Genomic DNA, 18513 nt, shown 5'->3' with positions numbered 1-18513 from the left:
TACTCTTACGCCCTTGCTATTCTACCTATTCGCGGTATGGTGCGCAACCTGCGGGTATGCTGTTATCGAGCAGGTTCGTCATCGTAGCTTTTCAACCGGGATGCGGATGTGCACGCCATCCTTGCCTACGCGCACGTCCGGCTTCACCGCCGATTCCAGGTAGTAGTCGCGCGCCAAATCCGAGAACGCGCATGCTACGCGTCGCGAGAACGATTCGAGGTCTTCGGGCGCGATTCTGAGACCGCGCGCATCTCCCGCCGGCGCCTTCGCCGGCCGCGCGGCCGGGCGCGCGTCGGCCTCCCCTTCGATGCGGACGCGGTTGATCAGCGGCTCGACCGGCGCGATCTCGCCGTCCAGGATGCGGCGTGCGGAGCGCTCCGAGATGACCAGGCCCAGCGCCTCGGCCTCGTCCGCGAAGCTCGCCGGATCCACGGCCACCGACAAGCGCTTGGCCACCGGCAGCTCGGAGGCATCGGCGCAGAACGCGCGCATAGCCGAGGTGAGCGACGACAGTCCGAATGCGTACAGCGTCGCCGCGATGTCGGTGAGCGAACCGAGGTACACGGTGCAATCGTGGCGGCATTCTATGGCGAACTCGCAGGCGGTGCGCAGGATGTTCTTGGGGCCGCGCACCGCGATGCTGCCCGATTCGGTGCGCTCGAACACGGGGAAGCTCGACTGATCGGTCTTCTCGCCGAGCTTGTCGAGGTTCGTCTCCACGGCAAGCGCGGCACCCTTGCCCGCATCAGAGGCGACGACGCGAGCCGTCTCGGCGTTGACCGCGATGGAGTACAGCGCCATGCCGCGGCCGTGGATGCCCCACTTGTCCATGTGCATGCTATCGAGCTTCGACGTGACGCGCGGCTCGAAGATGCGCTCGTGCATGGCTGCCGGCACGCCGTCGCCATCGTCGATCATGACGAGGCGGCGGCGCTGTCCTTCGCGCGACACGGCCAGGAAGATGCTCTTGGCGTGCGCATCGCGGGCGTTGCGCAGCATCTCGATGACGATATCCTCGGTGGAGCGGATGTCGTGCGCGGCCTGCCTGCGCTCGGCTTCGGCGCTCCTCAAACGGACGAAGCCATCCCCGAGGTCGGCCTCGACCCGGAGATGGCTGTCGCCGCATACGTTCTCTATGAAGGCTTCCAGCGCTTCGTCGGCCATGCCGCGTGCGCCCTACTTCGCGACGCCGACCGCGCGGCTCTCGCGGATGACCACGACCTTCACCTGGCCGGGATACTGCATCTCGTTCTCGATGCGCTGCGCGATGTCGTGCGCAAGCACCGTGGTGGCGGCTTCGTCCACCGTGTCGGGCTCCACCATCACGCGCACCTCGCGACCCGCCTGAATGGCGTACGTGCGCTCCACGCCCTTGTACGAGCTGGCGATCTCCTCCAGCTTCTCGAGGCGCTTCACGTAGGCGTCGAGCGTCTCCTTGCGGGCGCCGGGACGCGCCGCGGACACGGCATCGGCCGCCTGAACGAGCACGGCCAGCACGCTGGACGGCTCCACGTCGTTGTGGTGCGCCTCGATGGCGTGCACGATCTCGGGTCGCTCGCCGAAGCGGCGGGCCAGGTCGGCGCCGATGACGGCGTGGCTGCCCTCCACCTCGTGGTCGACCGCCTTGCCCAGGTCGTGCAGCAGGCCGGCGCGCTTCGCCGGGATGGGGTCCAGACCCAGCTCGGAGGCCATGACGCCGGAGAGGTAGGCCACCTCCAGCGAGTGGTTCAGCACGTTCTGGCCGTACGAGGTGCGGTAGCGCAGGCGGCCCAACGTGCGCACGAGCTCGGGGTGCAGGTCGTGGATGCCGGTGTCGAACGTGGCCTGCTCGCCCGCTTCCTGGACGCGCTGGTTCACGAACGCCTCGGCCTTGCCGAACATCTCCTCGATGCGCGCCGGATGGATGCGGCCGTCGGCCACGAGGTTCTCCATCGTCACGCGGCCGATCTCGCGGCGAACCGGATCGAAGCACGAGATGGTCACGCACTCCGGGGTGTCGTCGATGATGAGGTTCGTGCCGGTCAGCTGCTCGAACGAGCGGATGTTGCGGCCCTCGCGGCCGATGATGCGGCCCTTGAGGTCGTCGGAGGGGATATGGATGGTGGACACGGTGGTTTCGGCCGAGTGGTCGGCCGCCACGCGCTGGATGGCGAGGCTGAGGATGGAGCGGGCCTTCTTGTCGGCCTCCGCCTTCGCGCGCGCCTCGGCATCGCGGATGATGGCCGCGGACTCGTGCGTCACCTCGTCCTTGAGGGTGTCGAGCAGCTCCGCCTTCGCCTCGTCCGGCGTCATGCCGGCCACGCGCTCGAGGCGGTAGTTCACCTCCCGCGTGGCCTCTTCGAGATCGCGTTCGCGGCGCTCGAGCTGGCCCTGCATGGATGAGATCTGATGCTCGCGCGCGTCGAGCGATTCGACGCGGCGGTCGAGCGATTCCTCGCGCTGCGAGATGCGGTTCTCAGCGGAACGCACTTCGCGCAGACGCTCCTTGCTCTCGGCTTGCGCATCCTGCTTCAGCTTGAGAGCTTCGTCCTTCGCTTCGATGATGGCCTCGCGGCGCAGCGTTTCGGCTTGTCGTTTCGCGTCGTTCACCACGGATTCGGCCTCTTGCGCCGCTCGCTTCGTGGATGCGTTGACCAGGTAGCGGGTGACGACGAAGCCGAGGGCGATGCCGACGACGGCTCCGATGATCAGCCAGATGAATTCGGGCATACGCTCCCCCTTTCGTTTCAGTTTCCGATAGAGCGTTACATTCAAAAGAACATAGGCATAAAAAATCCCGGAAAAACCGGGCATGAACGAACGCACGCGATACGGGCAGCATCGTATGAATTTGTCTATAGGAAGTACCCTCATCAGGTACGATCATTCAAGCTATACCATATGATAAAGGTTGTGCCCGAATTGTAAAAGCCCTGACAAGAAATAATCTGAAATGCAGGGCCGCGCCGCCGCCGCAGGCGCGGCCGACGGCGCGGATGCGCTCATCCTTCGACGGGGTTCGCCTCGCACCAGAGGCGGGCGGCGGTGGATGACACCGAGGCGCTGAAGCCTTTCTGGGCGAGGCGGCGGTAGGCGGCGTCGCGGCGGTTCTTCGCGCGCGGCGGCTTGCGGTCGAGCAGCGCGAGCGCACGGTCGACCTCCCCCGCGTCGTCGTCGGCAGCGGCCAGCGCCTCGACGCCGTCCGCGTCGATGCCGAGGTTCTCGAGCTCGGCGGCGATGCCGCGTCTGCCGCGCCCTTGGGCAAGGCGACTGCGCACGAGCACGTCGGCGAAGCGCCCGTCGTCGACGAGGCCGCAGGCGAGCGCGCGATCGAGCGCCGCTTCGACGGCCTCGGCCTCGAAGCCCTCGCGCGCAAGACGCTGGCGCAGCTGCTCGGAAGCCCGCTCGCGCACGAGGCAGAGCCGCTCGATCTTGCGGAAAGCGGCGTCGGGATCGGAGAGCCGCACATCCTCGTCGACTTCGCCGGCGTCATGGCGGGAAGGCTGTCCGCCGGCCGCACTGGCAGACAGGGAGCGCGAAGCGCGGCTCGGCCGTCGATCCTCCCGCTCCTCGCGAACGTGGGGAAGGTCGGGCGCCCTGGAAGGCTTCGGGACGCCCTTCTCGATCGCGGCGATCTCCGCGCGCAGGCGCGCGCGGAGCTGTTCGGGCGATTCGGGCATGCTACTTCTTCTTCGCGGGCTTTGCCACTGGCGTGAGTGCGTCGGCTTCCTCGGTCGAGCGCGTGATGATGGGGATCTCAAAGGATTCGCGCACCTTCGTCTCGAGTTCCTCGCGCAAGTCCGGGTTCTCCTTGAGCGTCTGCTTCGCCGCCTCGCGCCCTTGGCCGAGACGCTCCTCGCCGTAGGTGTACCAGGCGCCGCTCTTCTTGGCGACCCCCGCCTCGACGGCCATGTCCACGATGCAGCCCTCACGCGAGATGCCCTCGCCGTACATGAGGTCGAACTCGGCCTGGCGGAACGGCGGAGCCACCTTGTTCTTGACCACCTTGGCGCGCACGCGGTTGCCCACGATCTCGCCGTCCTTCTTGATGGAGTCGATGCGGCGGATGTCGATGCGCACGCTGGAAAAGAACTTGAGGGCGCGGCCGCCCGTCGTGGTCTCCGGGTTGCCGAACATCACGCCGATCTTCTCGCGCAGCTGGTTGATGAAGATGCACGTGGTGTTCGACTTCGACAGAGAGCCCGCCAGCTTGCGCAGCGCCTGCGACATGAGGCGCGCCTGTAGGCCCACCGTGGTGTCGCCGATCTCGCCTTCGATCTCGGCGCGGGGCACGAGCGCGGCCACCGAGTCGACGACCACGGCGTCGATGGCGCCCGAGCGCACCAGCATGTCGCAGATCTCCAGCGCCTGCTCGCCGGTGTCGGGCTGCGAGATGAGCACTTCGTCGATATCGACGCCCAGGCGCGCGGCATAGACGGGATCGAGCGCGTGCTCGGCGTCGATGAAGGCCACGATGCCGCCCATGGCCTGAGCCTCCGCGATGATCTGCAGCGCGAGCGTGGTCTTGCCGCTCGATTCAGGGCCGTACACCTCCACGATGCGGCCGCGCGGCACGCCGCCTATGCCGAGCGCCGCGTCGAGCGGCAGCGCGCCGGTCGGGATGACCCCGATGTTGAGGTCGTGACCGCCCTCGCCGAACTTCATGATGGAGCCCTTGCCGAACTTGGTCTCGATCTGATCGGTGGTCAGCTTGAGCATCTTCGATTTTTCTTCGTTCATGCGGTTCCTTCTCTTCCTGCCGCGAGCGCCAAAGACGCTGAGCGTTTGCCGCTTACCATTATACGAACATATGTTTGTTGGTCAAGCATTTTCGCGAAAGAAGCTTGCAACCCCAGTATAGCGCGGCCGGCTCACGTCCCGATGGCGCGCATCCAGCGCGCAGCACCTCCCGATCCAGCGCGTTTCCCACGCCGAAGACACGCGAATTCCACGTTTCCCGCCACCCGATCCGACGCGCCTTCTACGTCGTTCTAGCGCGTTTCCAGCGCCTCGAGCGCGAACTCGAGCGCCGCGCGCACGGCGAGCAGGCGCACTTCTTCGCGCGTGCCGGGAAAATGGCAGCAGCGGGCGCAGGTGAGCGACGCGTCCGCGCGCCCGATCCACACGGTGCCCACCGGCTTGCCCGGCTCGGCCCCGCCCGGGCCGGCGATGCCGGTCGCCGACACCGCCACGTCGCAGCCGAGCGCGGCGCGGGCGCCTTCGGCCATGGCACATGCCGTCTCCTCGCTGACCGCCCCGATCAAGGCGAGCGTCTCGCGGCTCACGCCCAACACGTCGCGCTTCACGTCGGAGGAGTAGCTGACGACGCCACCGCGCACGACGTCCGAGCTGCCCGGCAGGTCGGTGAGCGTCGCGGCGACGAGGCCGCCCGTGAGGCTCTCGGCCGTGCCGACGGTCGCGCCGGCGGCACGTGCCGCCTCGAGCACGCGCCCGGCCAGCTCGTCGAGCGCCTCGGGCGAGATTCTCGCGGCCTCCTGGGCGCTGAGCGCGCGCCCTCCCGCTTCGTCCTCTCCCGCATCGGCAGCCGCGGCCTCTCCGGCACCCGCACGGCGCTTCGCGCGCTTGCCCGACGGCGCGAACCCGAGGATCTCCTTGGCCTTCACGAAATAGTCGAGCATCGAGATCACGGTGAGCGCCAGCGCGATCAGCATGGCCAGCCACGACACGAGGTACAAGGGGTTGTGCAGCACGCCCTGCGGATCGGTGATCACCACGCTGTCCTTGACGATGAACAGCACGATGGCGACGATCTGCGCGACGGTCTTCGCCTTGCCGTACCAGCTGGCGGCGATGACCACGCCTTGGCTGGCGGCCACCATGCGGATGCCCGACACGATGAACTCGCGCGTGAGGATGACGAGCGCTACCCACGAGGGCAGCACGCCCAGCTCGATGAGCGCGAGCAGGGCGGCGGCCACGAGGATCTTGTCGGCCAAGGGGTCGATGAACTTGCCGAAGTTCGTCACCTCGCCGCGGCTGCGCGCCAGGTACCCGTCGAGGCCGTCGGTGGCGGCCAGCAGGATGAAGATGCCGGCGGCGATCCAGGGCTTCGACGCCTCGGCGTCCGCCCAGAACGGGAAGTACTCCGGCCAAGGGCTGATGATGGCCACTACGAACACGGGAACGAGGCAGATGCGCAGCAGCGTCACCACGTTCGCCGGGGTCCACAGCTTCTCGTGCACGGCACCTTGCGCCATCGGGCTCACTCCCCTTCCATCTCGTAGAGCAGAGCGTCGACGATGCGCACGCGGCGGATCTCGCCCGGCTCGCCGGCGTCGAGGTACGTGACGCCGTCGACCTCGGGCGCCTGGCACATGGCCCGCCCGAACAGCTGGCCGTCCTCTTCGACGCCCTCCACCAGCACGTCCATCTCGCGTCCGACGCGCGCGGCGATGCGCGGGCAACACACGGCGTCGGCCAGGTCGCGCAGGCGCTGGGCACGGTCGTTCTTCTCGTCCTCGTCCAGCTGGCCGGGCAGGTCGAACGCGCGCGTTCCCTCCTCGCGCGAGTACGGGAACACGCCCACGTAGTCGAACAGCCCCTCCTCGACGAAGGAGCACAGGTCCTCGAACTGCTCCTCGGTCTCGCCCGGGAAGCCCGCGATGAGCGTCGTGCGCAGCGTGGCGCCCGGCACGTGCGCGAGCACGCGGTCGACGAGCGCCAGGAACTCCTCGCGCGAGCCGGTGCGGTTCATGGCGCGCAGGATGCCCGCGTCCACGTGCTGCAGCGGGATGTCGAAGTAGTCGCATACGTTGTCGTGCGCGGCCACGGCATCCAGCAGCTCGTCGGAAAGGCCTTCGGGCTGGATGTACATGATGCGGAACCAGGTTTGCGGGAACTCCTCGGCCAACGCGGCCACGAGCGCCGCCAAAGACGACGGCTCGTCGAAGTCGGCGCCCCAGCGCCCCGTGTCCTGGGCGATGAGCACGATCTCGCGGGCGCCGGCAGCCACCTGGGCGGCGACGTCTGCGCGCACGTCGTCGAGCGGGAAGCTGCGATAGCGCCCGCGGATGTACGGGATGGTGCAGTACGTGCAGAACCGGTCGCAACCGTCGGAAATCTTCACGTAGGCGAACGGCGCGGCCGGGAGGGCGGCAAGCGCCGCACGGGATCCTTCGACTTCGGCGGCTCCGCCGCTTGCGCTCAGGGTCACGGAGGCGGCGGCTCCCCCGCCCGGGGCGTCGACGCCAAGCGCGTCGGCTACGATAGCGGCGATATCGTCCTCGCGGCTGCATGGCACGAACGCACGCGCTTCCACAAGCTCGTCCGCAAGATCCTCGCCGTAGCGGGCGGGCATGCAGCCGGCCACGATGAGCGGCGCGCCCGCCGCGACGTTGGGCATCCCGGCCGCATCGAAAACGGCTTCGATGCTCTCCTCGGTGGCGCTTTGGATGAACGAGCAGGTGTTCACCACCACGGCGTCCGCTTCGGCAGGGTCGACCTCTATCAGAAACCCGGCCTCCGCCAACCGCACGCGCATGCGCGCCGTGTCAGCCTCGTTCTTCGCGCATCCCAGCGTGACGAAAGCGACGCAGGGCGCAACGAGCGCCGCGTCAGATGAGCGTTCCATATGGCGAGACCGTCCTAGCGGTAGTTGACGAACTGGAGCGGCTGGCCGTAGTCCTTCCCCTTGAGGAAGGCGATGACCTCCTGCAGCGCATCGCGCGAGGGAGAGCTGACGCGCAGCTTGTCACCCTCGATCTGGACCTTCACCTTGAACTTCTCGGCCTTGATATCCTTGTTGATCTTGCTGGCAACGTCCTTTTCGATGCCTTCGACGATGGTGGCCTTCTGACGAACGCTCTGGCCGGCGGCCGCTTCGGGATCGGCCCACTGCACAGCGGCAAGATCGATGCCGCGGCGAACGAGCTTCGAGCCGATCACGTCGATGACCTGCTTGGCCACGAAATCGGCGGGTGCCGCCACCGTCATGGACTTGCCCGCCTTGTCGAGGGTGATCTCGGCGCCCGAGTCTTTCAGGTCGTAGCGCTGCGCGAGCTCCTTCTTCGCCTGCTGGAAGGCGTTGTCGATCTCTTGCATGTCGACCGTGGACACGATGTCGAAGCTGGATTCCTTGGCCATGGAACGTTCCTTTCCGCGCGACGCGGCCCGCACTGGCGGGCCGCTCGAATTTTCGTTTGCGCACAGCATAGCGCATTTTCGCGCCCAAGCCGGCAATTTCAGAGGCGCTCCATGACGAACGGGTTCTCCGACCGGCGGAAACCCCTAAGCGGCGGATGTTCCATCCCCGGTTTTCGCGCCATCCTCGGCTGCTTTGTCGGCGGCGTCCGCGTCGGCCGACCCCTTCTTCTTGGCATCCGGATGATCCTCGTACCACTTCTCCAGGTAGGCGTCGAAATCGACCGTGGCCATGGGCATGCCGGTAGCCGGATCGGAGCCGTCGAACTTGACCGCCTCGCCGTCCACCTTGATCGTCACGCCGTCGCTCGCCCAAGCGGCGAACGTCCACACGTCGCCCTCGGCCAGCTCAACGGTGTCCTCCTCGCCGCCCGAGAACATCTGGTCTTCGGACGTCCCGTCCTTCGTGATAACCGCGTACACCGGGGTGTCCTTGGCGATCGTGTAGGTCACCTTGATGCTGGTCGGAGCAGTTTCAACAGGCTTGGCCTGCGGTTGCGCGGGGGTTTCGCCGCCTTCCGTGCCGCTGCCGTCCTGCGTCGGGTCGGCGAGCCCCGTCACCGGCAGCTTCGTCACATCCTCGTTCGAGCTCCCGCCGTTGTTGCCGAACACGAGCACCAGCACCACGATGAGCAGCACGAGGATCACGCCGCCCGCGATGACGAAAGGCAGCTTCGACTGCACGACGCTCGAGGCCTTCGGCCCTGCGTAGAAGTTCGTGTACTCGGCGTTCGGCAGCGCCGCATGGCGGCTGGGATGCGTGCGTCCCTCGGAATAGAGGCGCTCCGAACCCCCGCGCGCGCCGTAATCGCGACCGTAGTCGCGCCGGTCGTCGTACATCGTACGCCCGAACGCATTCTGCCGCGGCGGGCGCTCGTCGACTTGCTGCGAGGGGCGAGCGCCCTGCCGCGAGGTCGAGCGTCCCGTGCGCGAAGATCCTCCTCGATCGAAACCCGAGGGCTGCGCGCCGTTGCGCGCGCGTCCCACCTGGTAGGCGTAGGCCTCGTCCAGGTACATGCGCGTCATCTCGGTGGGGTTGAGCCCCACGAGGCGCGCGTAGGCGTTCACCATGTTGCGCGCGTAGCCGCGCGGCGGCATGCGGGAGAAATCGTCTTCCTCGATAGCGCGCAGGATGTCGGGTCGGATGCGCAGCCGTCGCGCAGCCGTCGCGAGATCGTAGCCCTTGCGCTCGCGCGCCTCTCTCAATATGGTTCCGAATGTCACCTGGCCACCTCGTTATTCCTCAGGGTTCGCCGCGTCGTGCGCCTCGAAGGCCTTCAACGTCTCGAGCTCCATGGCGTCTACGAGCACTTCGCGGGGCTTGCTGCCGTTCGGCGGCCCCACGACGCCCTTTTCCTCCAGCATGTCCATTATACGCCCAGCGCGCGAATAGCCCACCTTCAGGCGGCGCTGGATGTTCGAGGTTGATCCGAGGCCGCTCGACACCACGATGTCCGCCGCTTCCCAGATGAGCGGATCGTCGTCGGAGACGCCGCCGCCCGAACCGTCGGGTTGCGACGCGCCCAGCGTGATGAGGTTCGTCTGCAGGATCTCGGAATGGTACTCCGGCTCGCCCTGGTCTTTGAGCATGGCCACCACGGCGTTGATCTCGTCTTCCGATACGTAGCATCCCTGGATTCGCTGGGGACGGGCGAACTCGGGCTTCGACAGCAAGAGATCGCCCAGGCCGATGAGGTTCTCGGCGCCCGGCGTGTCCAAGATGACGCGGCTGTCGATGCCGCTGGCCACGTTGAACGAGATGCGGTTCGTGATGTTCGCCTTGATAAGGCCCGTGACCACGTTCGTGGAAGGGCGCTGCGTGGCCACGATGAGATGGATGCCGGCCGCGCGCGCGAGCTGCGCGATGCGGCTGATGGAGAACTCCACCTCCTTGCCCACGTTCATCATGAGGTCGGCCAGCTCGTCGATGATGATGACGAGGTAGGGCAGCTCGGCCCCCAGCTCGCCGGCCGGCGGCTCTTCGCCGGCTTCGATCGCTTTCTGCTGCGCGGCCAGCTCGGCCTGCACCTTCGCGTTGTACTGGCCGATGTTGCGAGCACCCACCTTCGAGAACACTTTCAGGCGGCGCTCCATCTCGGCCACGCCCCACGAAAGCGCGCTGGCCGCCTCGCGCGGCTCGGTGACTACGGGCACGTACAGGTGCGGGATGCCGTTGTAGGGCGTGAACTCCACGCGTTTCGGGTCGATCATGATGAAGCGCACCTCGGAAGGCGTGGCGCGCATGAGGATGGACATGATCATGGCGTTGATTGACACCGACTTGCCCGAACCGGTAGTGCCGCCGATGAGCAAGTGGGGCATCTTCGCGAGGTCGGAGACGATGGAGCGGCCCTCGACGTCCTTGCCGATGACGATCTGCAGCGGGCCCTCGTCCGCATCTTTGATGACGTCGCCCAAGAGCACGCTCTGGCGCGTGCGGTTGGGCACCTCGATCCCGACGTAGTTCGTGCCGGGGATGGGCGCGAAGATGCGCACGCCCGGCGCTGCCAACGCAAGCGCGATGTCCTGCTCGAGCGCCGTGATGCGGCTGACGCGCACGCCTGCGGGCAGATCGACTTTGAACAGCGTCACCGTAGGTCCGGCGACCCAGCCAACGACCTCGGCCATGATAGCGAAGCTTTCGAGCGTCTCCTGGAGACAGGCCGCGGTGTCGGCCAGCTCGGCGTCGGAAGCGCGGTCCTTCTTGGAGTTCTTCGACACGGCCAGCAGATCCGCGGGCGGTAGCACGAAACCGTCCGCCGGACGAGGAGAGGCCAGGGGCGTGGAGCTCGCGGACGGCTTGGGAGCCGCAGGGGAGCTATCGGATTTGTCGTGCTTGCGGCCGAGCTTGCGCGTGAGCGTTTGCGGGGCCTCGCCTCCCCCTTCCTCGGTAGAAGCCGCACGGTTGCCGATCGCTTGAGTGACCAGCGACTGCGACGCGCGACGGGGCTTGCTCGGTCGACCCTTTGCATCCTTGGCGCGCGGTAGGACGTTCGTTGCACCCGCCTCCACAACCTCGCCGGTCGTGGGCACCACGGGAACCTTCGCGCCCGTCGAGCGCTTCATGCGGGCGTAGGGCGGAGCCGCCAGCACGTCGTCGTCCGCATCGTCGGCGACAAGCGCCCGACGGGCGTCCTGTACGCGTTCGACCAGCTTCGACACCGAGAACCCGATGATCACGAGCCCGGCCAGGACTATCCCGATCATGATGATGCACGTCACCGCTTGCCCGAACAGGCTGATTCCAACCCATGCGATGCCGGCGCCCAGATAGCCGCCTCGCGCGGCGAGCTCGTCCGACAGGAACAGCCGGTCGACGGAATCGGGCGCGGATTCGGGCGTGAAGAGGGCCAGCAGGGAGAGCGCGGCGACGAAGATCATCACAAGGCCCACAGCCACGCGCACCGGTACGCGTTCGCGGTCGAAACGCGCGAGGAAGCTGGCTCCGATGATCAGCAAGAGGAACGGCAAAAGATAGGCGCCTAGACCCAGCGAGAGGTGCAGCGCCGTGGAAACGAACGAGGTGACCACGGCGTTCGTAGGCAGCACCGCCGCCACGAACAGGACGACCGCGAGCACGGCGAAAGCCACGCCGGTGATATCGCGACGCGTGCGCTCGTCAAGCAGACGGGGCTCCTCCGTCGCCTGCGGGCGCGCGCCCTTGGCCTGCTTCGCCCTTTTTTCGGCGGGCGAGGCCGCCTTGCCCTTCGATTTCGTCGCCGAAGACGCTTTCGGCTTCGCGGTGCTGGATGACTGTCGGGCCACGCCCTACTCCTTTATGCTGCGTTTGATCTGCGTTTCATGGGTTTGTTTCAGCCTATGCTGCGGCCGCACGCCCCCGCGAGGGCGCATGCGGCCATTATAGCTTAAACCTCGAGCAAGTTCACAATCACCATGGGACGGGTTTTCGTGCGTTCCCACAGGAGGGACAGCAAGGCGTCGCGTCCGGCCTTCTTCCACTCCTTCTGGCCGCCGCCCTTTCCCATAGCGCGCCCGAGCGCGTTCTTCACGGTGCCCTGCGCCTCGCGCACGAGGAAATCGTCGTCGCCGCCCGTGATGCCGTGCATTTCGATCTGCACGTTGCCCACCACGTTCTTTCCCTTCGGCGACACCGCGGCGGCGATGGCCGCAAACCCCTGCGAACCCAAAGCGTTGCGCTCGTCGAGCACGCCCTGCGAGGTGTCGCCCACCGACAGGCCGTCCACGAACACGATGCCGCTTTGCACGGTCTCGCCGCGAACGACGCCCTGCGACGTCAGCTCAAGGCTTTCGCCGTTTTCGCAGATGAAAACATTGTCGGTCGGCACGCCCGTCGCCTCGGCCAGACGAGCATGCGCGCGCAGGTGGGTGGCCTCGCCGTGCACCGGCATGAACGCCTTGGGCTGCACGATGGAGAGCACGAGCTTGAGCTCCTCGGCGCCGGCGTGACCCGACACGTGCACGCGTGCGCGGTTCTTGTCGTACACGTCCGCGCCGATCTTCGCCAGGCCGTTGATGACGCGCGTGACCGCCTTCTCGTTGCCTGGAACCGGCGTGGCCGACACGATGACCGTGTCGCCTTCGTCCATCTGGATGGTGCGATGCTCGCCGTTGGCGATGCGCGCCAGCGCCGAGAGCGGCTCGCCCTGGCTGCCCGTGCACATGATGACCACCTGCTCGGGCGGAATGCCCTTGAGGTCGTATGCGTCGATGAGGTCCGTGTCGCTGATGCTGAGATAGCCCAGGCGGCGCGCGATATCGGTGTTTTGGATCATCGAGCGGCCCGTCACCACCACCTTGCGGCCGTTGGCTACGGCGGCGTCGCAGATCTGCTGCATGCGGTGGATATGGCTGGCGAACGACGCGATGATGACGCGACCCTTCGCCTGCGATATGATCTTCGCCAGCTCCTTGCCGACTTCGGCCTCCGACGGCGTGAAGTTGGGGTTCTGGGCGTTGGTGGAGTCGCTCATCATGAGGTCGACGCCGATTTCGCTGAACTTCGACAGCGCGCCGAAGTCGGTGGTCACGCCGTCGATGGGGGTCTGATCGAGCTTGAAGTCGCCCGTGTGCAGCACGTTTCCGGCCGGGCTCTGGAAGAACACGCCCACGGCGCCCGGGATGGAGTGGTTCACGGCGAAGAACTCGGCCGTGAAGCAACCCAGCTTGATCTGGTCGCCCGGTTTGATCTCGACGAGCTTGGCGTTCTTGATCTTATGCTCGGCGAACTTGCCCTCGATGAGGCCCAGCGTCATCTTCGTGCCGTAGATGGGCACGTTGCGATCGAGGTCCTTCATGAGGTACGGGAGGGTTCCTGTGTGGTCCTCGTGGCCGTGCGTGATGACGATGCCGCGCAGCTTGTCGGCGTTCTCCAGCACGTAGGTGTAGTCGGGCAGGATGAGATCGACGCCCGGATGGTTGTCGTCGGGAAACATCAGGCCGGCGTCGTCGAGGATCATGTCGCCTTTGCACTCGAACACCGTCATGTTCTTGCCGATGGCGTCGAGACCGCCCAGCGGGATGATCTTGAGCGTGGCGTTCGGATCCTTCTTCGGCGAGGCGAAGTTGCGTCGCGCGCTCTGGTCGCCGCGGTTGGACGCAGCGCGCTGACCGCCCTCCCCCGCCTTCGACAGCTGCGGGCGCTTGTGCTCGAGCTGCACGTGCTTGTACGTGCGGGTCTTCTTGTTGCCCTGGCCGTTCTCGTTTCCGTTCGCGCGGGGCGCTTTCTCTCCCCTGCGCGGGCTCCCGCCGGAGCGGTTCTCCGTGCGTGCGCGATCGCTTCCGCGCTGGACGCGCGGGTTCTTCTCTTCCATATCGTTCCTTTTTTCTCAGGCGACGGGGGCGCATGCACGAGGAGCCGGGTATCCCGGCTGGTCTCGCAGCAGGCTGAAATTCGTTCGAGCCTGCAAGCCCGCACGTCGCGGTTATATCATGCGCCGCGATGCGCGGCGCTTCGGTCCTTCTTCATGTCGTCATCCTGAGCAGAGCGCCGTTGGTGCGGAGTCGAAGGATTCCGCTCGGCGCCAGCCGGGGTACTTCCTGCTATCGTCGCACGGGACCCTTCGACTCCGCGCTACGCGCTCCGCTCAGGATGGCAAACGGCTACAGCACGCCCACCTCGCGCATGGTGGCGGCCAGGCGCTCGGACTGCTCGGGCGTGGCATCCACGAGCGGCAGGCGCACGCCGCCCACGGGGAAGCCCAGCAGCTTGAGCGCTTCCTTGACGAGAATGGGGTTCGACGTTTCGAACAGTCCCGTCATGAGCGGCATCAAGCGCTCGTTGGCCGCCTCGGCGGCCTCCCAGTCGCCTGCAGCCGCCAGCTCGACGATCTCCTTCATGCGAGCGGGAGACACGTTGCCGATGGTGGAGATGACTCCGGCGCCGCCTCGCTTCATGACGTCGAGCGTGGCGGAGTCGTCGCCGGAGTACACGACGAAGCCGTCCGGAGCGCCTGCGACGATGGCCTCGACCTGATCCATCTTGCCCGACGCCTCCTTCACGGCCACGACGTTGTCGCAGTCGTGGGCGAGGCGCAGCGTGGTCTCGGCTTCCATGTTCACCACGCAGCGGCCCGGAATGTTGTACAGGATGATGGGCAGCTCCACCGCGTCGGCGATGGTGCGGAAGTGACGGTACATGCCCTCTTGGGGAGGCTTGTTGTAGTAGGGCACCACGCACATAAAGCCGTCGACGCCTAACTCGGCCACGTCGCGGGCGAAGCCCACCGTGTCGGCCGTGCAGTTGTCGCCCACGTTCGCGATGACGGGGACGCGGTCGCCCACGGCCTCCACCACGGCGCGGAACAGCTCCATCTTCTGCGGGTAGAACACGGTCGGGCTCTCCCCCGTCGTGCCGTTGATGATGAGGGAGTCGCTGCCGCCGTCGACGAGGCGCGCGGCAAGCGCCTGAGCCTTGTCAAGATCGAGCTCGCGATTCTCATCGAAGGGCGTGACCATGGCCGGGATCATCCGGCCGAACCGAGGCTGCGACATGCTCTGACTCCTCACCTTCCATGCGCGCGACCCGTGCCGCTTGCGCATCCAACATACAAAAACAAGTGCCTGAACGGCTATTATCCCACGAGATGAGCCCTCAGGCCATGAAGTTCTCCAAACCTACAACCAGCCCGTCGCACGAGCCCACGCTACGAATGCCCAACAGCACGCCCGGCATGTACGACGTACGGTCCCATGAGTCATGGCGGATGGACAGCGTCTGGCCGAGCGATCCGAAGATCACTTCCTGGCTGGCGACGTAGCCCATCGAGCGCACGGAATGCACCGGCACGCCGTCCACGAGCGCGCCGCGCGCGCCCTCGGCGCCTTCGATCTCGGTCTCCTTGCCGGGAGCCTCGCTCGCGCGCCCGCCACGCGCTTCAGCGATGATCTGCGCCGTGCGCACCGCGGTGCCCGAAGGAGCGTCCTTCTTGTTGCAGTGGTGAAACTCGATGACCTCGGCCTCCGGGAAGTACGGCGCGGCGGCCTTGGCGAACTCCATCATGAGCACCGCGCCCGTCGTGAAGTTCGGCGCGTAGAACAGACAGGTGCCGTCGGGCGCGAGCGCGGCCAGCTCCTGCAACGTCTCGTTCGACAGGCCGGTAGTGCCCACCACGCAGTCGACTCCCGCGGGAAGCGCCTCGCGCAGGTTGTCGGCCACGACGGAAGGCTGGGTGAAGTCGACGAGCACATCGGCCGTCCAAGACTCGAGCGCGGCCGCCACCGTCGGGTACACGGGGAAGTCGACCTCGGGCCTGTGCGGGTCGATGCCGCACACCAGTTCCATATCGTTCGCCGCGCGCACCGCGTCGCATACGGTCCTGCCCATACGGCCCGCGCATCCCGCAACTGCCACCTTGATCATCGCTGCCTGCCTTTCGCTTCATGTACCCGAACATCCTACCACGCGGATATACGCCGCTTGCGCCGCCGTTACCCGGCCGGCACGATTCGTCGGCCATCCGCCCTCCCGCAACGACGAAGGGGCCGCGTTCGGCCCCTTCGCTCGAATCAAAACCGCTTACGCGTCGTGACGGCGGCGCGGCGTGCGGTTGCCGCCTCCGTTGCCCTCGCGTCCGCTGCGACCCGGACGATTGTCTCGGCCGCCGTTGCGATCGCCGCGCTCGCGACGCTCGCCGTTGGAAGCGCTGCTTTCGGGGGCGTCCGGCTTGTCGAGGCGGTCGAGCGATATCTTGCCCGTCTTCGGGTCCACCTCGAGCACCTCGACTTTGATGATGTCGCCGAGGTTCAGCACGTCCTCGACCTTGCCGACGCGGCCGTTGGCAACGCGGGAGATGTGCAGCAGGCCGTCCTTGCCCGGCGTCAGCTTGACGAACGCGCCGAAGTCCTTGATGCCAACGACCTCGCCGTCGAACGTCTCGCCCACCTCGGGCTCCTTGACGATGCCGAGGATCATGGCCTTCGCGGCCTCGCCGGCCGGGCCCTCGATGGCGGCGATGTGGATGGTGCCGTCCTCCTCGATGTTGATGCTGGCGCCCGTCTCCTCCTGGATGCCGCGGACGACCTTGCCGCCCGAGCCGATGACGTCGCGGATCTTGTCCACCGGGATGTGGATGGTCTCGATGCGCGGTGCGAACTCGGAGAGCTCCTCGCGCGGCGCGGCGATGGTCTCCAGCATGGCGTCTAGGATGTAGGCGCGACCTTCGCTGGCCTGCTTGAGCGCACGAGCGAGGATGTCGACCGACAGGCCGCGGGCCTTGTTGTCCATCTGCAGGGCGGTGATGCCCTTCGCCGTGCCGCACACCTTGAAGTCCATGTCGCCGAGGAAGTCCTCGATGCCCTGGATGTCGGAGAGGATGACCACGTCGTCGCCCTCCTTGATGAGGCCCATGGCGATGCCCGAAACAGGCGCCTTGATAGGCACGCCCGCGTCCATGAGAGCCAGCGTCGAACCGCAGGTGGAGGCCATGGACGACGAGCCGTTCGACTCGAGGACCTCGGACACCACGCGGATGGCATAGGGGAACTCGTCTTCGCTGGGAAGCACCGGGATCAGCGCGCGCTCGGCCAGCGCGCCGTGGCCGATCTCGCGGCGCTTCGGAGCGCCCATGCGGCCGGTCTCGCCCGTGCAGTACGGCGGGAAGTTGTACTGGTGCATGTAGCGCTTGCCCTCGGCGGGGTCGATGGTGTCGAGGCGCTGCCATTCGTTCAGCATGCCGAGCGTGCAGACGGAGAGCGCCTGCGTCTGGCCGCGCTGGAACAGGCCCGAGCCGTGCACGCGGGGCAGGTAGCCCGGCACGATGTACAGCGGGCGGATGTCCTCGGGACGACGGCCGTCGGCGCGCTCGCCCGTCTCGATGACCATCGCGCGCATGGCCTTCTTCTCGAGCTTCTTGAGCTCGGCGGCGATGTCGCCCTTCCATGCGGCGCGCTCCTCATCGGAGAACTGCTCCTCCTTAATGCGGGCCTTGAGCTCTTCCACCTTGCCCATGCGCGAAAGCTTGTCGGCATCGCGCAACGCGGCGGACATCTCGGCCATGAACGGCGCGACGCGCTCGGCGATGGCCGGGTCGGCGACGTGGACGGGCCACTCGACCGGCTCGATGTTCGCACGGTCGAGGAAGCGCTGCTGGGCTTCGCAGAACGCGGCGATGGCCTCCTGGCCGAACGTCATGGCGGCCAGCATGTCCTCTTCGGAGATCTCGTCGGCGCCGGCCTCCACCATGGAGATGTAGTCGGCCGTGCCGGCGATGGTCAGCTCGAGATCCGAGTTCTCGGATTCCTCGAACGTGGGGTTCACGATGAACTCGCCCGTCTCCACGTCGCGGCCGATGCGCACGCAAGCGGCGGGGCCGTCGAAGGGAGCCGCGCCCAGCATGAGGGCAGCGCTGGCGCCCATGACGCAGATGGTGTCGGGCGGGTTGATGCTGTCGACGACGAGCGTCGTGCACACGACGTGCACCTCGCGCTTGAAGCCGTCGGCGAAGCCGGGACGGATGGGACGGTCCACCATGCGGGCCGTCAGCGTGCCCTTGTCGGAAGGACGCGCCTCGCGCTTGAGGTAGCCTCCCGGGATGCGGCCGACCGCGTACATCTTCTCGATGAAGTCGACCGTGAGGGGGAAGAAGTCGTAGTCCTTCTCCTCCTTCGAGATGACGGCCGTAACGAGCACCGTCGTGTCGCCCTGCGTGACGACGACCGAGCCGGTCGCCTGCTTGGCGAGCTCGCCTGTCTCCAAACGGTACTGCTTCCCGTACAGTTCGAAGGATTCGACGATTTTTTCCATATGCTGCTTTCTTTCTCTTCACCTGAACGGCCCTAGTGCCGCCCAGCTTCTTCGGCGCGGGGTACTTACCGTTCCCCCGCCGCCGCGAGCGGATGCGCCCTTGCGCTTCCGACCGCCTCTATGTAAAAGCCCGCCAAGGCGGGCTTTCATAC

13 protein-coding genes are annotated in these 18513 nt (G+C 66.7%); all 13 read right to left on the bottom strand.

The window, feature by feature from the left end; translation table 11 throughout:
- Window positions 1-78 precede the first annotated feature (78 nt).
- Window positions 79-1164, bottom strand: coding sequence for an ATP-binding protein (locus GT613_RS11180; protein WP_009608683.1), 1086 nt, complete (start codon window positions 1162-1164; stop codon window positions 79-81).
- 12 nt (window positions 1165-1176) lie between these two features.
- The gene (rny, locus tag GT613_RS11175; protein ID WP_015760673.1) at window positions 1177-2709 is read right to left on the bottom strand and encodes a ribonuclease Y; all 1533 of its coding nucleotides are present in this window, start codon (window positions 2707-2709) and stop codon (window positions 1177-1179) included.
- Between the two features lie 272 nt (window positions 2710-2981).
- The gene (locus GT613_RS11170; RefSeq protein WP_009608696.1) at window positions 2982-3659 is read right to left on the bottom strand and encodes a regulatory protein RecX; all 678 of its coding nucleotides are present in this window, start codon (window positions 3657-3659) and stop codon (window positions 2982-2984) included.
- Between the two features lies 1 nt (window position 3660).
- Complete coding sequence (gene recA, locus GT613_RS11165; protein WP_009608605.1) at window positions 3661-4719, bottom strand: recombinase RecA; 1059 nt, start codon at window positions 4717-4719, stop codon at window positions 3661-3663.
- Between the two features lie 251 nt (window positions 4720-4970).
- The gene (gene pgsA / locus GT613_RS11160; protein ID WP_009608615.1) at window positions 4971-6197 is read right to left on the bottom strand and encodes a CDP-diacylglycerol--glycerol-3-phosphate 3-phosphatidyltransferase; all 1227 of its coding nucleotides are present in this window, start codon (window positions 6195-6197) and stop codon (window positions 4971-4973) included.
- Window positions 6198-6202: 5 nt separating this feature from the next.
- Complete coding sequence (gene rimO, locus GT613_RS11155; RefSeq protein WP_009608621.1) at window positions 6203-7570, bottom strand: 30S ribosomal protein S12 methylthiotransferase RimO; 1368 nt, start codon at window positions 7568-7570, stop codon at window positions 6203-6205.
- A 14-nt stretch (window positions 7571-7584) separates the two neighbouring features.
- On the bottom strand, window positions 7585-8082 hold the full coding sequence (locus tag GT613_RS11150) for a YajQ family cyclic di-GMP-binding protein (protein ID WP_009307031.1): 498 nt from the start codon (window positions 8080-8082) through the stop codon (window positions 7585-7587).
- Window positions 8083-8226: 144 nt separating this feature from the next.
- The gene (locus GT613_RS11145) at window positions 8227-9363 is read right to left on the bottom strand and encodes a RodZ family helix-turn-helix domain-containing protein (protein ID WP_009307032.1); all 1137 of its coding nucleotides are present in this window, start codon (window positions 9361-9363) and stop codon (window positions 8227-8229) included.
- Between the two features lie 12 nt (window positions 9364-9375).
- Window positions 9376-11904, bottom strand: coding sequence for a DNA translocase FtsK (locus tag GT613_RS11140; protein WP_009307033.1), 2529 nt, complete (start codon window positions 11902-11904; stop codon window positions 9376-9378).
- A gap of 101 nt (window positions 11905-12005) precedes the next feature.
- The gene (locus GT613_RS11135) at window positions 12006-13931 is read right to left on the bottom strand and encodes a ribonuclease J (RefSeq protein ID WP_009608620.1); all 1926 of its coding nucleotides are present in this window, start codon (window positions 13929-13931) and stop codon (window positions 12006-12008) included.
- Between the two features lie 289 nt (window positions 13932-14220).
- Entirely contained in the window at window positions 14221-15111 is an 891-nt protein-coding gene (gene dapA, locus GT613_RS11130; RefSeq protein ID WP_009608703.1) for a 4-hydroxy-tetrahydrodipicolinate synthase, read from the bottom strand.
- Window positions 15112-15211: 100 nt separating this feature from the next.
- Complete coding sequence (gene dapB, locus GT613_RS11125; protein WP_009307036.1) at window positions 15212-15979, bottom strand: 4-hydroxy-tetrahydrodipicolinate reductase; 768 nt, start codon at window positions 15977-15979, stop codon at window positions 15212-15214.
- Window positions 15980-16135: 156 nt separating this feature from the next.
- Window positions 16136-18361 carry a polyribonucleotide nucleotidyltransferase gene (locus tag GT613_RS11120; RefSeq protein WP_009608705.1) on the bottom strand — a complete coding sequence of 742 codons (2226 nt, stop codon included), beginning with the start codon at window positions 18359-18361 and terminating at the stop codon, window positions 16136-16138.
- Window positions 18362-18513: the final 152 nt, after the last annotated feature.

The organism is Eggerthella sp. BIOML-A4 (assembly GCF_009875575.1).
Lineage (GTDB): Bacteria > Actinomycetota > Coriobacteriia > Coriobacteriales > Eggerthellaceae > Eggerthella > Eggerthella lenta.
The sequence above is the reverse complement of the archived record's forward strand: the minus strand, read 5'-3'. Positions and strand labels throughout refer to the sequence as shown.